The organism is Micromonospora sp. NPDC050495 (assembly GCF_040655175.1).
Lineage (GTDB): Bacteria > Actinomycetota > Actinomycetes > Mycobacteriales > Micromonosporaceae > Micromonospora.
This window is the reverse complement of sequence record NZ_JBFAJK010000004.1, coordinates 229,973-249,820: the sequence shown is the minus strand read 5'-3', so window position 1 is coordinate 249,820 and position 19,848 is coordinate 229,973. Positions and strand designations below refer to the sequence as shown.

The 19,848-nt window shown below is 74.4% G+C and carries 19 protein-coding genes; 17 read left to right on the top strand and 2 right to left on the bottom strand.

All coding sequences use genetic code 11. From position 1 onward, the window contains the following. Positions 1-35 precede the first annotated feature (35 nt). Positions 36-488 carry a ferritin-like domain-containing protein gene (locus tag AB0I11_RS07905; RefSeq protein ID WP_357315013.1) on the bottom strand — a complete coding sequence of 151 codons (453 nt, stop codon included), beginning with the start codon at positions 486-488 and terminating at the stop codon, positions 36-38. After that, on the bottom strand, positions 485-916 hold the full coding sequence (locus AB0I11_RS07900; RefSeq protein WP_357315011.1) for a hypothetical protein: 432 nt from the start codon (positions 914-916) through the stop codon (positions 485-487). Before AB0I11_RS07900 ends, AB0I11_RS07905 begins: the two co-directional genes overlap by 4 nt. A gap of 386 nt (positions 917-1,302) precedes the next feature. Here AB0I11_RS07900 and rimP point away from each other — a divergent pair, with 386 nt between their 5' ends. The 17 genes from rimP to AB0I11_RS07815 all read left to right on the top strand — a co-directional run bounded on the left by rimP (position 1,303) and on the right by AB0I11_RS07815 (position 19,395). Then, positions 1,303-1,986, top strand: coding sequence for a ribosome maturation factor RimP (gene rimP / locus AB0I11_RS07895; RefSeq protein ID WP_357315009.1), 684 nt, complete (start codon positions 1,303-1,305; stop codon positions 1,984-1,986). Continuing rightward, positions 1,983-3,026: a transcription termination factor NusA gene (nusA, locus tag AB0I11_RS07890; RefSeq protein WP_046568849.1), complete on the top strand. Its 1,044-nt coding sequence runs from the start codon at positions 1,983-1,985 to the stop codon at positions 3,024-3,026. Before rimP ends, nusA begins: the two co-directional genes overlap by 4 nt. A 16-nt stretch (positions 3,027-3,042) precedes the next feature. Beyond that, on the top strand, positions 3,043-3,378 hold the full coding sequence (locus AB0I11_RS07885; protein WP_357315006.1) for a YlxR family protein: 336 nt from the start codon (positions 3,043-3,045) through the stop codon (positions 3,376-3,378). Positions 3,379-3,471: 93 nt separating this feature from the next. Next, the gene (gene infB, locus AB0I11_RS07880) at positions 3,472-6,480 is read left to right on the top strand and encodes a translation initiation factor IF-2 (protein ID WP_357315003.1); all 3,009 of its coding nucleotides are present in this window, start codon (positions 3,472-3,474) and stop codon (positions 6,478-6,480) included. Positions 6,481-6,559: 79 nt separating this feature from the next. Continuing rightward, a complete protein-coding gene (locus AB0I11_RS07875; RefSeq protein WP_357315001.1) occupies positions 6,560-7,627 on the top strand; it encodes an SAM-dependent methyltransferase in 1,068 nt (355 codons plus the stop codon). Between the two features lie 54 nt (positions 7,628-7,681). After that, positions 7,682-7,975, top strand: coding sequence for a DUF503 domain-containing protein (locus AB0I11_RS07870; RefSeq protein ID WP_357314998.1), 294 nt, complete (start codon positions 7,682-7,684; stop codon positions 7,973-7,975). A gap of 189 nt (positions 7,976-8,164) precedes the next feature. After that, positions 8,165-8,671 (top strand): 30S ribosome-binding factor RbfA, encoded by a 507-nt coding sequence (rbfA, locus tag AB0I11_RS07865; RefSeq protein ID WP_357315124.1) that lies wholly within the window; start codon positions 8,165-8,167, stop codon positions 8,669-8,671. Continuing rightward, complete coding sequence (locus tag AB0I11_RS07860) at positions 8,668-9,714, top strand: bifunctional oligoribonuclease/PAP phosphatase NrnA (RefSeq protein ID WP_357314995.1); 1,047 nt, start codon at positions 8,668-8,670, stop codon at positions 9,712-9,714. The genes rbfA and AB0I11_RS07860 overlap by 4 nt, the downstream gene beginning before the upstream one ends. A 65-nt stretch (positions 9,715-9,779) precedes the next feature. Next, the gene (locus AB0I11_RS07855; protein ID WP_357314993.1) at positions 9,780-10,187 is read left to right on the top strand and encodes a hypothetical protein; all 408 of its coding nucleotides are present in this window, start codon (positions 9,780-9,782) and stop codon (positions 10,185-10,187) included. Further along, positions 10,187-10,396 carry a DUF6186 family protein gene (locus AB0I11_RS07850; RefSeq protein ID WP_357315120.1) on the top strand — a complete coding sequence of 70 codons (210 nt, stop codon included), beginning with the start codon at positions 10,187-10,189 and terminating at the stop codon, positions 10,394-10,396. Before AB0I11_RS07855 ends, AB0I11_RS07850 begins: the two co-directional genes overlap by 1 nt. A 545-nt stretch (positions 10,397-10,941) precedes the next feature. Then, complete coding sequence (locus tag AB0I11_RS07845; RefSeq protein WP_357314991.1) at positions 10,942-11,454, top strand: adenylate kinase; 513 nt, start codon at positions 10,942-10,944, stop codon at positions 11,452-11,454. 100 nt (positions 11,455-11,554) lie between these two features. Next, a complete protein-coding gene (locus AB0I11_RS07840) occupies positions 11,555-12,880 on the top strand; it encodes an MATE family efflux transporter (RefSeq protein ID WP_357314989.1) in 1,326 nt (441 codons plus the stop codon). Between the two features lie 13 nt (positions 12,881-12,893). After that, a complete protein-coding gene (truB, locus tag AB0I11_RS07835) occupies positions 12,894-13,823 on the top strand; it encodes a tRNA pseudouridine(55) synthase TruB (protein ID WP_357315116.1) in 930 nt (309 codons plus the stop codon). 39 nt (positions 13,824-13,862) lie between these two features. After that, complete coding sequence (locus AB0I11_RS07830; protein ID WP_357314988.1) at positions 13,863-14,789, top strand: bifunctional riboflavin kinase/FAD synthetase; 927 nt, start codon at positions 13,863-13,865, stop codon at positions 14,787-14,789. Positions 14,790-14,984: 195 nt separating this feature from the next. Further along, positions 14,985-15,254, top strand: a complete 270-nt coding sequence (gene rpsO, locus AB0I11_RS07825; protein ID WP_043962418.1) for a 30S ribosomal protein S15 — start codon at positions 14,985-14,987, stop codon at positions 15,252-15,254. Positions 15,255-15,475: 221 nt separating this feature from the next. Then, entirely contained in the window at positions 15,476-17,842 is a 2,367-nt protein-coding gene (locus AB0I11_RS07820) for a polyribonucleotide nucleotidyltransferase (protein WP_357314985.1), read from the top strand. Between the two features lie 221 nt (positions 17,843-18,063). Then, a complete protein-coding gene (locus AB0I11_RS07815) occupies positions 18,064-19,395 on the top strand; it encodes a pitrilysin family protein (protein WP_357315111.1) in 1,332 nt (443 codons plus the stop codon). The last annotated feature ends 453 nt before the right edge of the window (positions 19,396-19,848 follow it).

Here is a 19,848-nt window from a genome sequence, read left to right as displayed (position 1 = left end):
AACCGGAGTCCCGCTCAGGGTGACCGGCGCCGCGCTCAGCCGGGTCGGCCGGGGAAGGCGACGGTGACCGGGGTCATGCCCGCCGCCCGCCGCCACCGGGTGGCCCGCAGCGCGCAGTCGGTGAGCGCGGCGAGCGCCCGGTTGCGGTCCGCGCCGGTGGTGTGCGGCAGCGCCGCCCGCCAGTGCCCCGCGGTCCGGTCCTCGACCTCGACGGCCAGCCGAAACGCGCTCGCCCGGTCCGTCACCGGGTACGGCAGCGCGTAACCGGCCCGGTCGGCGGGGAGTTGGCCGCCGGCCTCGCTCAACTGGACGACGAGGGTGTCCCGCCGGGCCCGGTGCGCCGCCTCGGCGGCCCGGGCGGCGGTGCGCTGGGCGCCGGCGAGGTGCACGCCGATCACGCCGTACGCCCAGATCGCCGCGTACTCGGCGGCGAGCGCGTCGGCGAGGGCCTGGGCCGGCCCGGGGCCGGGCGTGGTGCGCGCGGTCACTTCAGCGCCTCCAGGTGGGTCGCCCGGGCGGCGGCGATCGAGCCGAGCAGCGCGGCCCGGTCGGCCGGCGCGGCCGCGCAGGCCCGCGCGGCGTTCTTCCGGCCCTGCTGTTCGGCCCCGCTGAGCGCGCTGAGCAGGGCGGCGGGATCGGTGCCCGCGGTGGCCGGGGCGACCGTGGGGGAGCCGGACGGGGCCGGCCGGCCGATCACCCGGCGCAGCTCGTCGGCGTGCGCCCGGTGGGCGTCGGCGATCGGGGTGAGCCGCCCGGCCAGGTCGGGGGCGGCGGTGATCGCGGCCCGGTACCGGGCCTCGAGCGCGGCGGCCTCCGCCGCGACCGGCTCCAGCGGGTCCGGCGGGGGCGGGCCGTCGTCGCCGCGGTCGAGAAGATCACAGCCGGTCACCGGTACGACGGCGGCGCCGAGCGCCACCAGTGCACCGCCGCGCAGCAGATTTCGCCGGGAATGCCCCGGTAGACCGTCCTGCGGTGTCGTCCTGCCCGTCGCCACCGGACAAGTCAACACCATCGGCGCCGGGTCGTGGGCCGGTGGCGTCGGTGCGCCGCCGGCTCCGGTGACCCGGCCGCGCGTTACGCTCTGCGCAGCCACCGGGCGCGTCCGCCCCGGTGGCGTGCCGGCATGGCGGGCCGTCCGGCCCGCCGACAGAGCAGACCCGGCGGACCGCGAGGCCCGCCGCAAGAGCAGACCTGGCGGGCCGCGAGGCCCGCCGCAAGAACAGACCTGGTGGGCCGCGAGGCCCGCCGGAGAACAGACCTGACGGGCCCCGCGGCCCGTGGAACAGCAGAGAGGTGCGCCAGATGACGCAGCGTGGCCGGGCCACCAGACCGACGGGGCCCGCCGGGCGACCCCGCCGGTCCGACGGCCCCCGTACCGGGGACCGGGCCGGCGCACCCCGCGGCGACCTGGCCGCCCGGCGGGCCCGGCTGCGCGAGGTGATCGAGCCGGTGGTCAGCGCCGCCGGGTACGACCTGGAGGACCTCTCCGTCTCCCGCGCCGGCCGCCGGCACGTGGTCCGGGTGATCGTGGACGCCGACGGCGGGATCAACCTGGACGCCGTCGCCGACGTGTCCCGGGCCGTCTCCGCCGCGCTGGACGCCGCGGAGGAGTCCGCTGGCGACCTGGTCGCCGGCGAGTACCAGCTCGAGGTCAGCTCGCCCGGCGTGGACCGGCCGCTCACCCTGCCCCGGCACTGGCGGCGCAACGTCGGCCGGCTGGTCAAGGTGACCGTGCGCGGCGCGGCGGCGGGGCCCGAGCGGCGGGCCACCGGCGACCGGCAGCTCACCGGCCGGGTGGCCGAGGCCGACGACGCGCACGTGGTGCTGGAGACGGAGTCCGGCCGGGTGACACACCCGTACGCCGAGCTCGGGCCCGGCCGGGTGCAGGTGGAGTTCCACCGCCTCGACGAGGCGGCGGACGACGAGTTCGACGAGACTGACGACATCGACGACGACGATGATGATGTGGAGGACGAGGAGAGGTGAACATCGACCTCGCGGCGCTGCGCGCACTGGAGCGCGAGCGGGAGATCCCGTTCGACACGATCCTCGCGGCGATCGAGACCGCGTTGCTGACCGCCTACCGGCACACCGAGGGCGCCGAGCCGCACGCCCGGGTGGAGATCGACCGCAAGACCGGCGCCGCCTCGGTGTACGCCCAGGAGCAGGACGCCGACGGCGCGGTGGTGCGGGAGTGGGACGACACCCCGCACGACTTCGGCCGGATCGCCGCCATGACGGCGAAGCAGGTGATCCTCCAGCGGCTGCGGGAGGCCACCGACGAGGTGCACTTCGGCGAGTACGTGGGCCGCGACGGCGACCTGGTCACCGGCGTGGTGCAGGCGCACGAGGCGCGGGCCGAGAAGGGCATCGTCAGCGTCGACCTGGGCAAGCTGGAGGGCGTGCTGCCCCAGTCCGAGCAGGTCCCCGGCGAGCGGTACGCGCACGGCGAGCGGATCCGCTGCGTCGTGGTGCACGTGGCGAAGGGAATGCGCGGTCCGCAGATCACGTTGTCCCGCTCGCACCCCGCGCTGGTGAAGAAGCTCTTCGCCCTCGAGGTGCCGGAGATCGCCGACGGCACCGTGGAGATCGGCGCGATCGCCCGTGAGGCAGGTCACCGTACGAAGATCGCGGTGCGCTCGACCGCCTCCGGGGTGAACGCCAAGGGCGCCTGCATCGGCCCGATGGGCCAGCGGGTGCGGGCGGTGATGAGCGAGCTGCACGGCGAGAAGATCGACATCATCGACTGGTCGGACGACCCGGCCACCTTCGTCGGCAACGCGCTCTCGCCGGCCAAGGCGCTGCGGGTCGAGGTGGTCGACCTGGCCAGCCGGACCGCGCGGGTGACCGTGCCGGACTTCCAGCTCTCGCTCGCGATCGGGCGGGAGGGGCAGAACGCCCGGCTTGCGGCCCGGTTGACCGGTTGGCGGATCGACATCCGCTCCGATGCGGAGCAGTCCGGCGCGGCCGGCCGGGGCGGAGCTGATCACGTACCCGAGCCGGGCGGCGCGATCTCGAACAGCTAGGGGTAGACTTCCTCCAGTGGCACGACGCGCGCAACCGGAGCGCACCTGTGTGGGCTGCCGGAAGCGAGCGCCGGCCAGCGAGTTGCTGCGGATCGTCGCGATCGGTGACGAGGCTGACCATTACAGCCTCCGGCCCGATCCGGGCCGCAGACTGCCGGGTCGGGGAGCGAACATGCATCCGGATCCGGCCTGCTTCGCGCAGGCGGTGCGGCGCCGCGCCTTCGGGCGGGCACTGCGGGTCACCGGGGTCCTCGACCACGGTGCGCTGGCGGAGCACGTTGACGCGCAAACCCCGACGACTGGTCAACCCGACCGGTCGAGGGTCGCTAGCAGGGTAGGACGACCGACATGAGCACACGATGAAGTCCCTGAAATGACCAGGCTTCAAGTGCACGAGTGAGGTCGCTGCGGGTACTGCCCGCACGACCTCGGAGTGAGGAGTGCAGTGGCAGGAAAGGCCCGCGTACACGAGCTCGCCAAGGAGCTCGGGGTCGAGAGTAAGACCGTTCTCGCCAAGCTCAAGGAGATGGGCGAGTTCGTCAAGTCCGCGTCCAGCACCGTCGAGGCGCCCGTCGCCCGACGGCTGCGTGGCGCTTTCGTCGCGTCCGCCGGTGGCACCTCGGCGCCGGCCGCCCCGTCGGCGGCCGCCCCGAGTCCGGCACCGACCTCGGCGCCGTCCCCGACCCCGGGCGCCCCCCGGGTCTCGGCCAAGCCGATGCCGCCCCGGCGGCCGGCCGCGCCGACCCCTGGACCGAAGCCCAAGGGCCCGGTCCCCGGCCCGCCGCAGCCGGCGACTCCGGTCGCCAAGCCGGCGAGCGCACACGACATCGAGGTGGCGGCCGCGGAGGCGCGTGCCGCCGCGCTGAAGGCTGAGCAGGAGGCCGCGGTCAAGGCCGCGCAGGCCGCCCGCCAGCAGCAGCGGGAGAACGTCCGCCGGGAGCCCCCGGCCGAGGGCGGTCCCCGCCCGGGTCCGCGTCCGGGTCCGAACGCGGCGCCGCCGCGTCCGGGTACCCCGGCCGCCGGTCGTCCGGGTGGCCCGGCCCCGGGTCCGGGTGCCCGTCCGGGCGGTCGTCCGCCGGCGCGCGGCGCCGGCAACAACCCGTTCGGTATCCAGGGCGGCCAGCAGCAGCGGCCGCCGGCCGCCGGTGCGGGTGGTCCCCGGCCCAGCCCGGCGGGCATGCCGCCGCGGCCGAGCCCGGCCTCCATGCCGCCGCGGCCCAGCCCGGCGTCCATGCCGAGCCAGCGTCCCACCACGGGTCGCCCCGGCGGCCCCGGTGGCGGTCGTGGTGGACCCGGCGGTGGCGGCGCGGGCCGTCCCGGTGGCGGCGGCGGTGGTTTCCGCGGCGGTCCCGGTGGCGGTGGCGGCGGCGGTGGTTTCCGCGGCGGTCCCGGTGGCGGTGGCGGCGGCGGTGGTTACCGCGGCGGTCCCGGTGGCGGCGGTGGCGCTCCCGGTGGCGGTTTCCGCCCGGGTGCCCCGGCCGGCGGCGGTGGCCGTCCGGGCGGTGGCGGTCGTGGCCGTGGCGGCGGCGCCGCGGGTGCCTTCGGGCGTCCGGGTGGCCGGCCGACCCGTGGCCGCAAGTCCAAGAAGCAGCGCAGACAGGAGTTCGACAACCTGTCGGCCCCGACCATGTCCTCGGGCGCGCCCCGCGGGCAGGGTCAGGTCGTCCGGCTCTCCCGTGGCGCCTCGCTGTCGGACTTCGCCGACAAGATCAACGCCAACCCGGGTTCGCTGGTCCAGGAGATGTTCAACCTGGGCGAGATGGTGACCGCGACCCAGTCCTGCTCCGACGACACCCTGCTGCTGCTGGGTGAGCACCTCGGCTTCGACGTGCAGATCGTCAGCCCGGAGGACGAGGACCGTGAGCTGCTCGCGCAGTTCAACATCGACCTCGACGCCGAGGTCGCGGCCGACCGCCTGGTCAGCCGTGCGCCGGTGGTGACCGTCATGGGTCACGTCGACCACGGTAAGACCAAGCTGCTCGACGCGATCCGCAAGGCGAACGTGGTGGCCGGCGAGGCGGGTGGCATCACCCAGCACATCGGCGCGTACCAGGTCCACGTCCCGCACGACGGCGAGGACCGCGCGGTGACCTTCATCGACACCCCGGGTCACGAGGCGTTCACCGCCATGCGTGCCCGTGGTGCCCAGGTCACGGACATCGTGATCCTGGTGGTGGCGGCCGACGACGGCGTGATGCCGCAGACCATCGAGGCGCTCAACCACGCCAAGGCGGCGGACGTGCCGATCGTGGTCGCGGTCAACAAGATCGACAAGCCGGAGGCGAACCCCGACAAGGTCCGCCAGCAGCTGACCGAGTACGGCCTGGTCGCCGAGGAGTACGGCGGCGACACCATGTTCGTCAACGTGGCGGCCAAGCCCGGCATCGGCATCGAGGAACTGCTCGAGGCCGTGCTGCTGACCGCCGACGCGTCGCTGGAGCTGACCGCTCCGATCGACGGGCCGGCGCAGGGTGTCGCCATCGAGGCGCACCTGGACAAGGGCCGCGGTGCGGTGGCGACCGTGCTGGTGCAGAAGGGCACCCTCCGGGCCGGCGACTCGATCGTCGCCGGTGGGGCGCACGGCCGGGTCCGGGCCATGCTGGACGAGAACGGCAAGCCGGTCGACACGGCCGGGCCGGCGCGTCCGGTCATGGTGCTGGGTCTGACCACGGTGCCGGGTGCGGGTGACACCTTCCTGGCCGCCGAGGACGACCGGACCGTGCGGCAGATCGCCGAGCAGCGGCAGGCGCGGCGGCGGGCGGCCTCGTTCGCCAACTCCCGCGGCCGGGCCACCCTCGAGACGCTCATGGAGCAGCTCAAGGAGGGCGAGAAGACCTCGCTCAACCTGGTGCTCAAGGGCGACGTCTCCGGTTCCGTGGAGGCCCTCGAGGACGCGCTGTTCAACCTCGACATCCCGGAGGAGGTCCAGCTTCGGATCATCCACCGGGGCGTGGGTGCGATCACCGAGAGCGACGTCATGCTCGCGAGCGCCTCGTCCGAGGCGGTCACGATCATCGGCTTCAACGTGCGGGCCGCCAACAAGGTCCGCGAGATCGCCGACCGCGAGGGCGTGGAGATCCGGTACTACACGGTCATCTACCAGGCCATCGAGGAGATCGACGCCGCGCTCAAGGGGCTGCTCAAGCCGGAGTACGAGGAGGTCGAGCTGGGCACCGCGGAGATCCGCGACGTCTTCCGCTCGTCCAAGATCGGCAACATCTCCGGCTGTATCGTCCGGTCCGGCCTCATCCGCCGCAACGCCAAGGCGCGGCTGCTGCGGGACGGGGCGGTCGTGGCGGACAACCTCACGATCAGCTCCCTCAAGCGGTTCAAGGACGACGCGACCGAGGTCCGCGAGGGCTTCGAGTGTGGTCTGACGCTGGGCGGTTTCAACAACGTCCAGGTCGGCGACATCATCGAGACCTTCGAGATGCGGGAGAAGCCGCGCGCCTGAGCGGTATGAACGACCGGTGACGGCCGGGGCCTTCGGGTCCCGGCCGTCGCCGTTTGCGCAGGCTGCGACAATTTCCCGCGTGCTCAGGTACGCGCTGCTGCTCGCCCCGTCCGCCAACCGCGTCTACGCCGACGCGGCCGCCCGGCTGACCCGGGCCGAGCTGGAGATCTTCGCCCGCTCGGGGGTGCTCGACGCCGTCCCGGTGGACGGCGCGGTGGAGCGGATCGGCGGGGTGGAGTACCTGACCTTCGCCGCGCCCGGGCCGGGCCTCGGCGGCCGGGACCTCGCCTACCTGGCGAACCTGTCGGCGGCGTACGCGCTGTTCGAGCGGGTGGGCGAGGACCTGCTCCGCCCGGTGCCGCTGCACCCGCTGGCCCGGTACGACGCCGACCTGATCAGCATTCCCAAGTACGCCGGCAAGACCAACGAGCAGTTCACCCGGCTGCTGCTCAACGCCACCCTGCTCGCCTCCGCCTCGGCGGCGGCCATGCTGGACCGGCAGCTGGTGGTCCTCGACCCGCTCTGCGGTCGGGGCACCACGCTCAACCAGGCGCTGATGTACGGCTACCACGGCATCGGGGTCGAGCACGACGGCAAGGACGTCGACGCGTACGCCGCCTTCCTGCGTACCTGGCTGCGGCGCAAGCGGCTCAAGCACACCGCGGAGACGGTGTCGGTGCGCCGGGACCGCCGGCTGGTCGCCCGGCGGTTCGAGGCGGTCCTCGCGCCCTCCCGGGACGAGCACCGGGCCGGGGTCACCCAGCGGGTCACCGTGCTGCACACCGACACCGTCCGGGCCCGGGACGTGCTGCGCGCCCGCTGCGCCGACGTGCTGGTGACCGACACCCCGTACGGGGTGGCGCACGGCAGCCGCACCGATCAGGGGCTGTCCCGCAGCCCGCTGGAGCTGCTCCGGGCCGCGGTGCCGGTCTGGCGGGAACTGCTGCGCCCGGGCGGCGGGCTGGGACTGTCCTGGAACACCCACGTGGCGCCCCGGGCGGCGGCCGAGGCGGTGCTGACCGACGCCGGCCTGCGGGTGGTGAGCGGGCCCGGCTACCTCGACCTGGCGCACCGGGTGGACCAGGCGATCGAGCGGGACGTCCTGGTGGCGGTCGCGCCCGCGGAGACTCCGACGCGGCAGGCCTGAGGCCGTACCGAAACCGGGTGACCCCGCGGCGGCTCTGCCGTACCGTTGCTCGCCGTGTACACGGGAACCGCGCAATTCGATCTGTTGCTGCCGGGGGACTCCCGGTCCCTGAAGACCAAGCGGTCGTACGTCCGGCCGATCGTCGCCGCGCTGCGCCGCTTCGAGGTGTCCGCGGCCGAGGTGGGCGCGCTCGACCTGCACGGCCGGGCCGAGATCGGGGTGGCCGTGGTGGCCGCCGAGGCGGCGCACGTCCGCGAGGTGCTCGACTCCTGCGAGCGGCTGGTGGCCGCCCGCCCGGAAACCGAACTGCTGTCGGTGCGCCGCCGCCTGTACGGCGCGGACGACTGATCCTCCGCCCAGGAGCCGGGCCGTACCGCGGGTCCACCGGGACCCGGCGCCGGCCCGGCGGCCCGGCGCGGGGGTCGCGGGCGCGCGGGTAGTGTGCGAGATGTTGGGCGGCTCCAGGTCGCGGCGGGTCGTCAGACGCGCCGAGCTGGAGCCGTCGTAAGGAGCAGGGTGACCCTGGAGGTGGGGGAGATGACGGATCCGGCCAAGGTACGCCGGCACGCGGAGCGCATCCGTGAACTGGTCGCGTCGGTGGTGCGGAGCCAGATCAAGGACCCCCGGCTCGGGATGATCACCATCACCGATGCCCGGATCACCGCCGATCTGCGCGACGCCACCGTGTTCTACACGGTGCTCGGCGACGCGGCGGCCCAGTCCAGCACCGCCGCCGCGCTGGAGAGCGCCAAGGGCCTGCTGCGCAGCACGGTCGGCAAGGCGCTCGGCCTGCGCCACTCGCCGACCCTGACCTTCGTCCTGGACGACGTGCAGGACCAGGTCAAGCACATCGACGACCTGCTGGCGGCGGCGCGCAACGCCGACGCCGAGGTGCAGCGGCTGGCCGCCCGGGCGCAGTACGCGGGCGAGGCGCAGCCGTACCGGCTGGAGGACGAGGACGAGGACGCCGAGGGCGAGACCGACGCGGGGGCCGAGGGCGAGACCACGGCCGAGGACGAGCCGCGCGGCGGCGACCGCCCGTGAACGATTCCGCCGAGGGCGGCACGCCGGCCGGCGCCGGCCCGACCGACACCGACTGGGCGGCCGCCCTCGCGGCCGTACGCGGGCTCCCCGCCGACGCGCGGGTGCAGCTGATCTGCCACGTGAACCCGGATGGCGACGCGCTGGGCACCATGCTCGGCTTCGGGCTGGGCCTGCGCCGGCTCGGCGTACGGCAGCTGCGGGCGACCTTCCCCGGGCCGCCGGTGCTGCCCGAGCCGTTCCGTTGGCTGCCCGGGCTGGAGCTGCTGGTCCCGCAGGACGACGCGTACCCGGAGCCGGACCTGGTGATCTGCTTCGACGTGGCGAGCGAGTCCCGGCTGGGTGACCTGGCCGACCGGCTGGACAAGGCCGGGACGGCCCTGGTGCTGGACCACCACGCCTCGAACACCCGGTTCGGCGGCATCCACTTGGTGGACCCGCACGCCGCGGCCACCTCGGTGGTGGCGCAGGAACTGCTGGACCGGCTCGGGGTGCCGCTGGACGCGGAGATCGCGACCTGCTTCTACGTGGCGCTGAGCACGGACACCGGCTCGTTCCGCTTCGAAGCCACCACCCCGGCCGTGCACCGGCTGGCGGCCCGGCTGCTGGCCACCGGCATCCGGCCCGGCGACATCTCCCGGCGGATCTTCGACACCCGCCCGTTCGGCGCGGTCCAGCTCTTCGGCGAGGTGATGCTGCGGGCCCGCCTGGAGCCGGCGGCCGCCGCCGGGCGCGGGCTCGTCTGGACGTACGCCACCCGCGCGGACCTGGACCGCCACGACCAGCCGGCGTACGTGCTGGAGGCGCTGATCGACTCGGTCCGGTGCACGGCCGAGGCGGACGTGAGCTGCGTGGTCAAGCAGGTCGACGCCGCCGAGTGGGCGGTCTCGCTGCGCAGCAAGGGCGCGGTGGACGTCAGCGCGGTGGCGGTGGCGCTGGGCGGCGGCGGGCACCGGTTCGCGGCCGGCTTCACCGGGCGCGGCACGATCGACGAGGTGGTGGACCGGATCCGGGGCGAGCTGGCCGGGGCGCTGCTGCCCGGCTGAGATCAGGGGCGGCTCCGGGGCGCGCCGGTCTTCCCGCACTTCGTGACCGTGGGGACAATCGGTAGATGGATCATCCCCGCGAGCTCACCGTCGAGGCGCCCCGAGCCTGGGACCGTCCGGTCGTCTCCGTACCGGTGCTGATCTGCCTGTCCCTGGTCGGTGGCCAGCTGCCCTCCTTCTCGGCCCAGGCCAACCTCTACACGTTGGGCACGGGTGGCGCGCTGATCTGGATCGGCCTGAACAACCGGGTGCCGCGCCGGCCGGCGCCGCGCCGCCTGGGCCGCGGCGCGGTCTGGTGGCTGCTGCCGGCCACCCTCTTCGGGGTGCTCGAGGGAGCCACCTTCGTGCTCTCGGTGGGTGACGAGTTCCCCACCTTCTCCCGGCTGGCCGACCCGCTGCTGGAGGACCATCTGGTCCGGTCGGCGGCCTGGTTCGCCTGGCTCTCCGCGTTCTGGGGACTGGTGCGCCGGTGATGCGGCTGCTGGCGATCGGCGGTTTCCTCACCGCGCTGGCGCTCCTCGCGGTGATCGAATGGGCGGCCCGGCGGGAGGGCTCCCGGATCCCGTCGCTCGGCGAGGTCTGCGCGTTCGTGATGCGCTACGAGGTGGGCCCGGTGCCGGTGGGCCGGATCGGACTGTTCGGCTTCTGGTGGTGGCTGGGCTGGCACTTCCTGGCCCGCTGAGGGGGTCGCGCGGGGCGTCCGCATTCCGGGAACTGCGGGCAGCATGTGGAAAATGAACGTTAACTTGGGTGCGGGACCGGCGCCTTGCCGCGCTGGTCAGGGGCGGTGGCTCCGCACCAGGTGCCGCCTCCCTCCAGGGTCAGACCGACCCGGGCTCACGCTGCCAGGCGAGCCGCTCCGGTGATCCCGGACCGCTCCCGGGCGCTCCGAACCGCCCGAAGGGCCGCCGCCGTCGGCGGTCCGCACCCTGGAAGGGAAGATCCCGTGGCGACCAAGCGCAAGCCGCAGACCGAGACCACCACCGACGAGGCGCGGGAGCAGATGCGCCGCGCCCTGCAGACCTCGATGGACACCCGTCAGTGACGTCAGCCCGCCGGCGGTGACGTCGGGTCAGCCGACGTCACCGCCGCGCCGACCGCAGGGTCTGCTCTTCGCCGCCCCCGGGTGGCACCGTCCCGGCCGGTGCGCCGCATCCTGATCGTCGGCGGTGTCGTGCCGACCGGTCGGTCTCCGGTTCGCCGCCTCCGGGGCGCTACCGTCGGCCGGTGCGCCGCATCCTGATCGTCGGCAGCGCGGGCGCCGGCAAGAGCACCCTGGCCCGCGAGGTCGCCCGCCGGCTCGACCTCCCCCTCGTCCACCTGGACCGGCACTACTGGCGGCCGGGCTGGGTCGCCGCCCCGGACGCCGAGTTCCGCGCCGAGGTCGGCGCGCTCGCCGCCCGCCCGGCCTGGGTGATGGACGGCAACTACGCCGCCACCCTCGATCTCCGCCTGCCCCGCGCCGACCTGCTGGTGCTCTGCGACACGCCCCGGTTGCGCTGCCTCGCCCGGGTGCTCCGCCGCCGCTGGACCCACCGGGGCACGCCCCGACCGGACCTGCCGCCCGGCTGCCCGGAGCAGATCGACGCGGCGTTCCTCCGCTACGTCTGGCACTACCCGCGCCGCTCCCGCCCCCGGGTCGAAGCCGCCGCCCGCACGCTCACCCCCGACCTGCCGGTGGTCCACCTCCGCACCCCCGCCCAAACCCGCTCCTGGCTCGCCACCCTCCCCACCTCCTAGCCCCACTGCCGCCTCAGCGAGGGGTGGGGGAGGAGGGCGGAGTGGTAAGTGATGCGGGAGGGTTGCGGGCCTTACGGGAGGCGTGCCAGGATCGGCCGTGATGAGCCAGACCGTCACCCCCGCCCCGCCGGCCGTCTCGGCGCGGCGCATCGCCGGGCTCGCCCTGCCGGCCCTCGTGGTGCTCGCCGCCGAGCCGCTCTATGTCCTGGTGGACACCGCCGTCGTGGGGCACCTGGGTCGCGTCCCGCTCGCCGCGCTCGCCGTGGGCGGCACGGTGATGACGCTCGCCGCCTGGCTGGGCACGGTCGTCGCGTACGGCACGACCGGGCGGTCGGCGCGCCGGTTCGGCTCGGGGGACCGGGCCGCCGCGGTGGCCGAGGGCGTCCAGGCCTCCTGGCTCGCGCTGACCGTCGGGGTGCTGGTGGCGCTCGCCGTCCAACTCGGCGGGGGCGTGCTGGCGCGTACCCTGGTCGGCGGTTCGGGCGAGGTGGCCGAGCAGGCCGCGACCTGGCTGCGGATCGCGGCGCTGGGCGCGCCCGGCCTGCTGCTCGCCGCCGCCGGCAATGGCTGGCTGCGCGGCATCCAGGACACCCGGCGCCCGCTGCTCTTCGTGCTCGCCCCCAACCTGCTCTCGGCGCTGCTCTGCCCGCTGCTGGTCTACCCGGCCGGGCTGGGGCTGGCCGGCTCGGCGGTGGCGAACGCCGCGGCCCAGACCCTCTCCGGCGGGCTGTTCGCGGCGGCGCTGGTCCGCGAACGGATCTCCCTGCGGCCCCGGCCCGCGCTGATCCGCCAGCAGCTCGTGCTCAGCCGGGACCTGCTCGTCCGGGGCGTCGCCTTCCAGGCCAGCTTCCTCTCCGCCACCGCGGTCGCGGCCCGGTTCGGCGCCGCCGCGGTCGGCGCGCACCAGATCGCCGTACAGCTGTGGTTCTTCACCGCCCTGGTGCTGGACGCCCTCGCCATCGCGGCGCAGTCGCTGGTCGGCGCCGCGCTCGGTGCCGGCGACGCGGCCGGCGCCCGCGCGCTGGCCCGGCGCATCGCGTTGGTCGGCGGGGCCTGCGGCGTGGCGTTCGCGGTGCTCATCGCCGCCGGCGCCGGCCTGGTCCCGTCCTGGTTCAGCGCCGACCCGCAGGTACGCGAGCAGGCCATGGTCGCCTGGCCCTGGTTCGTGGCGCTGCAACCGATCGGCGGGGTGGTCTTCGCCCTCGACGGGGTGCTGATCGGCGCCGGGGACGTCCGCTACCTGCGCAACCTCACCATCGTGGCGGCGTTCGGCGGGTTCCTGCCGGCGATCTGGCTGGCCTACGGGCTCGACCTGGGCCTCGGCGGGATCTGGGCCGGGCTGCTGCTGTTCGTGGTGCTCCGGCTGGTCGCCCTGCTGCTGCGGCTGCGCTCCGGCGGCTGGGCGGTGGTCGGCGCGGTCCGCTGACCGCCAGCGGGGCATCCCCCACCGGGCCGCTGCCCGCCGTCTGGCAGGCTTGGCGGGCGTGAGCACTGACGGACTGATCGTGGTCGACAAGCCCGGCGGCATGACGTCGCACGATGTGGTGGCCCGGATCCGCCGGCTGGCCCGGACCCGGCGGGTGGGGCACGGCGGCACGCTCGACCCGATGGCCACCGGGGTGCTGGTGATCGGCGTCGGCCGGGCCACCCGGCTGCTCACCTACGTGATCGGCGCCGGCAAGAGCTACACCGCGACGATCCGGCTGGGGCAGGCCACCGTCACCGACGACGCCGAGGGTGATGTGATCGCGGCCAGCTCGACCGCCGGGGTCACCGACGAGGCGATCCGGGCCGCGCTCACCGCGCTCACCGGCGAGATCGACCAGGTGCCGAGCGCGGTGAGCGCCATCAAAATCAACGGGCAGCGGGCGTACCAGCGGGTCCGCGACGGGGAGAGCGTCGACCTGCCCGCGCGCCGGGTGACCGTCTCCCGCCTCGAGGTGCTGGCCATCCGCCGGGACGCCCCGGACGTGGTCGACGTCGACGTCGACGTGACCTGCTCGTCCGGGACGTACATCCGGGCCATCGCGCGGGACGCGGGCCTGGCGCTGCGGGTCGGTGGCCACCTGACCGCGCTGCGCCGCACCGCGGTCGGCGGCTTCACGCTGGCCGAGGCGGCCACCCTCGACGCGCTGGAGCAGCGCGCCCCCGAGGTGGTCAACCTGCCGCTCGACGCCGCCGCCGACCGGTTCTTCCCGCGCCGGGACGCCACCGTGGTGGAGGCGAAGGTGCTCTCCCACGGTGGGCCGCTGGACCCGGCCGGCATCGCCGGCCCGTACGCGGTCTTCGGCCCGGAGGGCGGGTTGATCGCTATCGTCAGCGAGCGGGACGGCCGAGCCCGCGCGGAGATCGTGCTGGCCCCGGCCTGACGGCGGCGCGGGGCACAGTCGAGCAGGGGAGGAGCGGGAATGCAGCGGTGGCGGGGGTACGAGGCGGCGCCGGGCGGCTGGGGTCGCTCGGTGGTCACCATCGGCGTCTTCGACGGGGTGCACAAGGGCCACCAGGCCACCATCGGCCACGCCGTGGCCCGGGCCCGGGAACTGGGCGTCAAGTCGGTGGTGGTCACCTTCGACCCGCACCCGGCCGAGGTGGTCCGGCCCGGCTCGCACCCGGCGGTGCTCACCGAGCCGGCGCGCAAGGCGGAGCTGATCGAGGCGCTCGGGGCCGACGTGCTCTGCGTGGTGCCGTTCACCGCCGAGTTCTCCCGGCTGCCGGCCGAGGCGTTCGTGCACGACATCCTCGTCGAGCACCTGCACGCGGCGCTGGTGGTGGTCGGGGACAACTTCCGCTTCGGGCACCGGGCCGCCGGCGACGTGGCCCTGCTGGAGCGGCTGGGCCGCACCTTCGGCTTCGGGGTCGAGGGCGCCCCGCTGGTCGCCGAGGCGGGCACCGTCTTCTCCTCCACGTACATCCGTTCCTGCGTCGACGCGGGCGACGTGGCCGCGGCGGCCGCCGCGCTCGGCCGGCCGCACCGGGTGGAGGGCGTGGTGGTCCGTGGCGACCAGCGCGGGCGGGAGCTGGGCTACCCCACCGCCAACCTGCTGACCCACCGGTACGCGGCGGTCCCCGCCGACGGCGTGTACGCGGCCCGGCTGGTGCGCCGGGGCGGCGAGCCGTTGGCCGCGGCGGTCTCCATCGGCACCAACCCGACCTTCTCCGGCCGGGAGCGGCGGGTGGAGGCGTACGCGCTGGACTTCACCGGCGACCTGTACGGCGAACGGCTCGCCCTGGACTTCGTGGCGCACCTGCGCGAACAACGGACGTACGACGCGATCGAGCCCCTGGTGGCGCAGATCGCCGAGGACGTGGAGCGGACCCGGCGCGCGGCCGGCTGACGCCGCTCCGGGCCGCCGCGCCGCCCTTCACCGGGTGGTTCCCGGCCGGGCTGGTAGTCTGGCAGGGACGTCGGCTGACCGACGTGGGGCCTCGCGTGCCTGCACGACGCCGCGGGTGCGAGGAACCGGTCCGTTGCCCGGTCACTCAGACCGATCCGACGGACCCCATCGAACGTTCCACGAAACAGGGAGAACATGGCGCTCGACCAGGAAGCCAAGGCCAAGATCCGCGCGGAGTACGCGACCGCCGAGGGCGACACCGGTTCGCCGGAGGTGCAGGTCGCGGTCCTCACCAAGCGGATCGCCGAGCTCACCGAGCACCTGAAGGTGCACAAGCACGACCACCACAGCCGCCGCGGGCTGCTGCTGCTGGTCGGCCGTCGCCGTCGGCTGCTCAACTACGTCCAGAAGAAGGACATCAACCGCTACCGGTCGCTCATCGAGCGGCTCGGTCTGCGCCGATGACGTGACGGGGGAGTGGCCGCTCGGCCGCTCCCCCGTTCCGGTACCACAGAAGAAACCGGCCACGCGACAACCCGAGAGGGAACCGGTCAGCGCACCGGTCTCCGGTAGTGGCCCCCGGGAACCCCGGCATCATGCCGGCCACCCGGGCGCTTCGATCGAAGACCGGCCGTCTGGGCAGTTCCCCGTGTCGTGGCCGACGACGCGAAGGAGCACCACCGAACATGACCGAGACGAACCTCGGCACCGAATCCCGCACCGCCGTGATCGACAACGGGGCCTTCGGCACCCGCGAGATCACCTTCTCAACTGGCCGGCTGGCCCGTCAGGCCGCCGGCTCCGTCATCGCCCAGCTGGGCGAGACGGTCGTCCTCTCCGCCACCACGGCCGGCAAGCAGCCGCGCGAGTCGTTCGACTTCTTCCCGCTGACCGTGGACGTCGAGGAGCGGATGTACGCCGCGGGCCGGATCCCCGGCTCGTTCTTCCGCCGCGAGGGTCGCCCCAGCGAGGACGCCATCCTCACCTGCCGGCTGATCGACCGGCCGCTGCGCCCGTCCTTCGTCAAGGGCCTGCGCAACGAGGTCCAGGTCGTCGAGACCGTGCTGGCGCTCGACCCGCTGCACCCGTACGACGTGGTGGCGATCAACGCCGCCTCGATGTCCACCAAGCTCTCCGGCCTGCCGTTCTCCGGCCCGATCGGGGCGACCCGGGTCGCGCACGTCGACGGCCAGTGGGTTGCCTTCCCGACCCTGGAGGAGCTGGCGCGAGCCACCTTCGACATGGTCGTGGCCGGCCGGGCGCTGGCTGACGGTGACGTCGCGATCATGATGGTCGAGGCCGAGGCGACGCCGCACGCCGTGGCCCTGATCGCGGACGGCGCCACCGCTCCGACCGAGGAGATCGTGGCCAGCGGCCTGGAGGCCGCCAAGCCGGCGATCCGCGAGCTGTGCCGCGCGCAGAGCGAGCTGGCCGAGGTGGCCGCCAAGCCGGTCACCGAGTTCCCGGTCTTCCTGGACTACCAGGACGACGCGTACGAGGCGGTGGCCGAGCTGGCCCGCGCCGAGGTCGCCGAGGCCCTCAAGATCGCCGGCAAGGCGGACCGCGAGGAGGCCCTCGACCGGGTCAAGGCCAAGGTCGCCGAGGAGCTCGGCCCGCGGTTCGAGGGCCGCGAGAAGGAGCTCTCCGCCGCCTTCCGCTCGCTGACCAAGTCCGAGGTGCGCAACCGGGTGCTGCGCGAGCAGGTCCGCATCGACGGCCGCGGCCCGCGCGACATCCGTCCGCTGACCGCCGAGGTCGGCGTGCTGCCGCGGGTGCACGGCTCGGCGCTGTTCGAGCGGGGCGAGACCCAGATCCTGGGCGTCACCACGCTGAACATGCTGCGCATGGAGCAGATGGTGGACACCCTCTCCCCGGAGAACCGCAAGCGCTACATGCACAACTACAACTTCCCGCCGTACTCGACCGGTGAGACCGGCCGGGTCGGCTCGCCGAAGCGGCGCGAGATCGGCCACGGCGCGCTGGCCGAGCGGGCGCTGATCCCGGTGCTGCCGTCGCGCGAGGAGTTCCCCTACGCCATCCGGCAGGTCTCCGAGGCGCTCGGCTCCAACGGCTCCACCTCGATGGGCTCGGTCTGCGCCTCCACGCTGGGCCTGCTCTCGGCCGGTGTGCCGCTGAAGGCGCCGGTCGCGGGCATCGCCATGGGCCTCATCTCCGACGAGGTGGAGGGCAAGACCCGGTACGTGACGCTGACCGACATCCTCGGCGCCGAGGACGCGTTCGGTGACATGGACTTCAAGGTCGCCGGCACCCGGGACTTCGTCACCGCGCTGCAGCTCGACACCAAGCTCGACGGCATCCCGTCGGACGTGCTGGCCGCCGCGCTGCAGCAGGCGAACGAGGCCCGGCAGACCATCCTCGACGTGATGCAGTCGGCGATCGAGGGCCCGGCCACGATGAGCGACTACGCGCCGCGGGTCACCACCGTGAAGATCCCGGTCGACAAGATCGGCATGGTGATCGGCCCGAAGGGCCAGACCATCAACGCCATCCAGGACGAGACCGGCGCCGAGATCTCCATCGAGGACGACGGCACCATCTACGTCGGCGCGACCAACGGCCCGTCCGCCCAGGCCGCGGTCGAGCGGATCAACGCGATCGCCAACCCGACCCTGCCGAAGATGGGCGACCGGTTCCTGGGCACCGTGGTGAAGACCGCCGCGTTCGGCGCCTTCATCTCGCTGCTCCCGGGCCGCGACGGCCTGCTGCACATCTCCAAGGTGGGCGACGGCAAGCGGGTCGAGAAGGTCGAGGACTTCCTCAACGTCGGGGACAAGGTCGAGGTGGAGATCGCCGACATCGACGCCCGCGGCAAGATCTACCTGGACAAGGTCCGCCCGGAGGGCGCCGAGGCGCCGGCCGCCGAGGAGGCCGCCGGTGGCGAGCGTCCGGCCGGCCGGGACCGCGGCGACCGTGCTCCGCGGGACCGGGGCGACCGGGGTGACCGGGAGCGCGGCGGCCGGGGCCCCGAGCGGGGCGAGGGCGGCGAGGGCGGCGGCGAGTCCCGCCCGCGTCGCCGGACCCGGCACAGCTGATCCACCGTCCGGCCCGGAGGACGCCGACGGCGTCCCCCGGGCCGGTCCACGGCTCCAGCGGCACGGCTTCGGGCCGGCGCGCGGCCACGGCCGAGCTGGAGTTGTCGGCTTCGCGTGGCGCCCCGAGCGGCACCACCGCACCATCCACCCCTCGTTGAAACTGGGAGCAGGTTCTCGTGAGTCGGACCCGGCGTTCGTCTTCCCCGACGGCTCGACCGGGGGTGGCGCCGCCGGGCGGCCGGGTGGCCCGGGCGGTCACCCGTACGCTCAGCGAGGACCCACTCGGCGGCACCGTGCGCCGTACCGTCCTGCCCAGCGGGCTGCGCGTCCTCACCGAGGCCATCCCGGCGATGCGCAGCGTGTCGTTCGGCATCTGGGTCGCCGTCGGTTCCCGTGACGAGACCGGGCCGCAGGCCGGGGCCGCGCACTTCCTGGAGCACCTGCTCTTCAAGGGCACCAGCAAGCGCACCGCGCTGGACATCTCGGCGGAGATCGAGGCGGTCGGCGGCGAGACCAACGCCTTCACCACGAAGGAATACACCTGCTACTACGCCCGCGTGCTGGACGAGGACCTGCCGCTGGCCATCGACGTCATGTGCGACCTGGTCGCCGACTCGGTGCTCGAGCCCGCCGACGTGGAGACCGAGCGCGGGGTCATCCTCGAAGAGATCGCCATGCACGACGACGAGCCCGGCGACGAGGTGCACGACCTCTTCGCCCGCGCCGTCTACGGCGACCACCCGCTCGGCCGGCTCATCTCCGGCACCGAGGAGACGGTCACCCCCATGACCCGGGGGCAGATCCAGAGCTTCTACCGCCGCCGCTACACCCCGCCGCAGATCGTGGTGGCCGCCGCCGGCAACCTCGACCACGGCGCCGTGGTCCGGCTGGTCCGCCAGGCGCTGCGCGGCACCCCCCTGGACACCGATCCGGCGGCGCCGGCGCCGCGCCGGCCGACCGCCCCGGCGGTACGCACCAAGCCGGTCACCACGCTGGTCGAGCCGAAGGAGACCGAGCAGGCGCACGTCATCCTCGGCTGCCCCGGCATCGACCGGGCCGACGAGCGGCGGTTCGCCCTCGGTGTACTCAACAACGTCCTCGGCGGCGGCATGTCCAGCCGGCTGTTCCAGGAGATCCGCGAGCAGCGCGGCCTGGCCTACTCGGTCTACTCCTACGCCAGCCAGTACGCCGACAGCGGCCTGTTCGCCGTCTACGCCGGCTGCGCGCCGGGCAAGGTGGACGAGGTGCTCCAGCTGACCCGCGCGGAGCTGGCCAAGGTGGCGGAGCACGGGATCACCGAGGAGGAGCTGGCCCGGGGCAAGGGGATGAGCAAGGGCTCCTTCGTCCTCGGCCTCGAGGACACCGGCTCGCGGATGAGCCGGCTCGCCAAGGGCGAACTGCTCTACGGCGACCTGATGCCGGTGGACGAACTGCTCGCCCGGGTCGACGCGGTGACCCTGGCGGACGTGAACGTCCTCGCCGCCGAGCTGCTCACCCGGCCGATGTCCCTCGCCGTCGTCGGCCCCTTCGACGAGGCCGCCTTCCTCAGCTGACCCACCCCGCCCCGCCCCGCGTCGCTCCGCCCGACCGCTCCGTCGGGCTGCCTCGCCCGGACCGCGCCGTCGGGCTGCCCCGCTTGGCCGCTCCGTCGGGCTGCCCCGCCCGGACCGCCCCGCCCGGACCGCCCCGCCGGGCCGCCCCGCTTGGCCGCTCCGTTGGGCTGCCCGGCCCGGCCGTGGCCGTCTGCCCCCGCCGCCCGCCGCCAGGCCTGCCCGTGGCCTGGCCGCCCCGGCCGTGGGCCGGGTAACGGATTGCGGCAAGCTGGGGCTTCCCAGGCCCGGGAAGGCCCGTTTTGCCGCAACCCGAGTCGATCATGATCGGGCGAAGGCCCGTTTTGCCGCAGCCCGACGTCTCGACGGGGAGTGCCGGAGGCGAGGTCCGGCCGGTCGGGGGAGCGACGTCTCGCTGGGCAGTGCCAGGCGGTCGGGGTTCGCTCGGTCGGGAAG

Excerpts from the sequence above, each read along its gene's own strand:
- rimP (WP_357315009.1), top strand. The coding sequence starts at position 1,303 with ATGACGCAGCGTGGCCGGGCCACCAGACCGACGGGGCCCGCCGGGCGA.
- AB0I11_RS07840 (WP_357314989.1), top strand. The coding sequence starts at position 11,555 with ATGAGCCAGACCGTCACCCCCGCCCCGCCGGCCGTCTCGGCGCGGCGC.
- AB0I11_RS07850 (WP_357315120.1), top strand. The coding sequence starts at position 10,187 with ATGCGGCTGCTGGCGATCGGCGGTTTCCTCACCGCGCTGGCGCTCCTC.
- rpsO (WP_043962418.1), top strand. The coding sequence starts at position 14,985 with ATGGCGCTCGACCAGGAAGCCAAGGCCAAGATCCGCGCGGAGTACGCG.
- AB0I11_RS07855 (WP_357314993.1), top strand. The coding sequence starts at position 9,780 with ATGGATCATCCCCGCGAGCTCACCGTCGAGGCGCCCCGAGCCTGGGAC.
- AB0I11_RS07820 (WP_357314985.1), top strand. The coding sequence starts at position 15,476 with ATGACCGAGACGAACCTCGGCACCGAATCCCGCACCGCCGTGATCGAC.
- rbfA (WP_357315124.1), top strand. The coding sequence starts at position 8,165 with ATGACGGATCCGGCCAAGGTACGCCGGCACGCGGAGCGCATCCGTGAA.
- AB0I11_RS07830 (WP_357314988.1), top strand. The coding sequence starts at position 13,863 with ATGCAGCGGTGGCGGGGGTACGAGGCGGCGCCGGGCGGCTGGGGTCGC.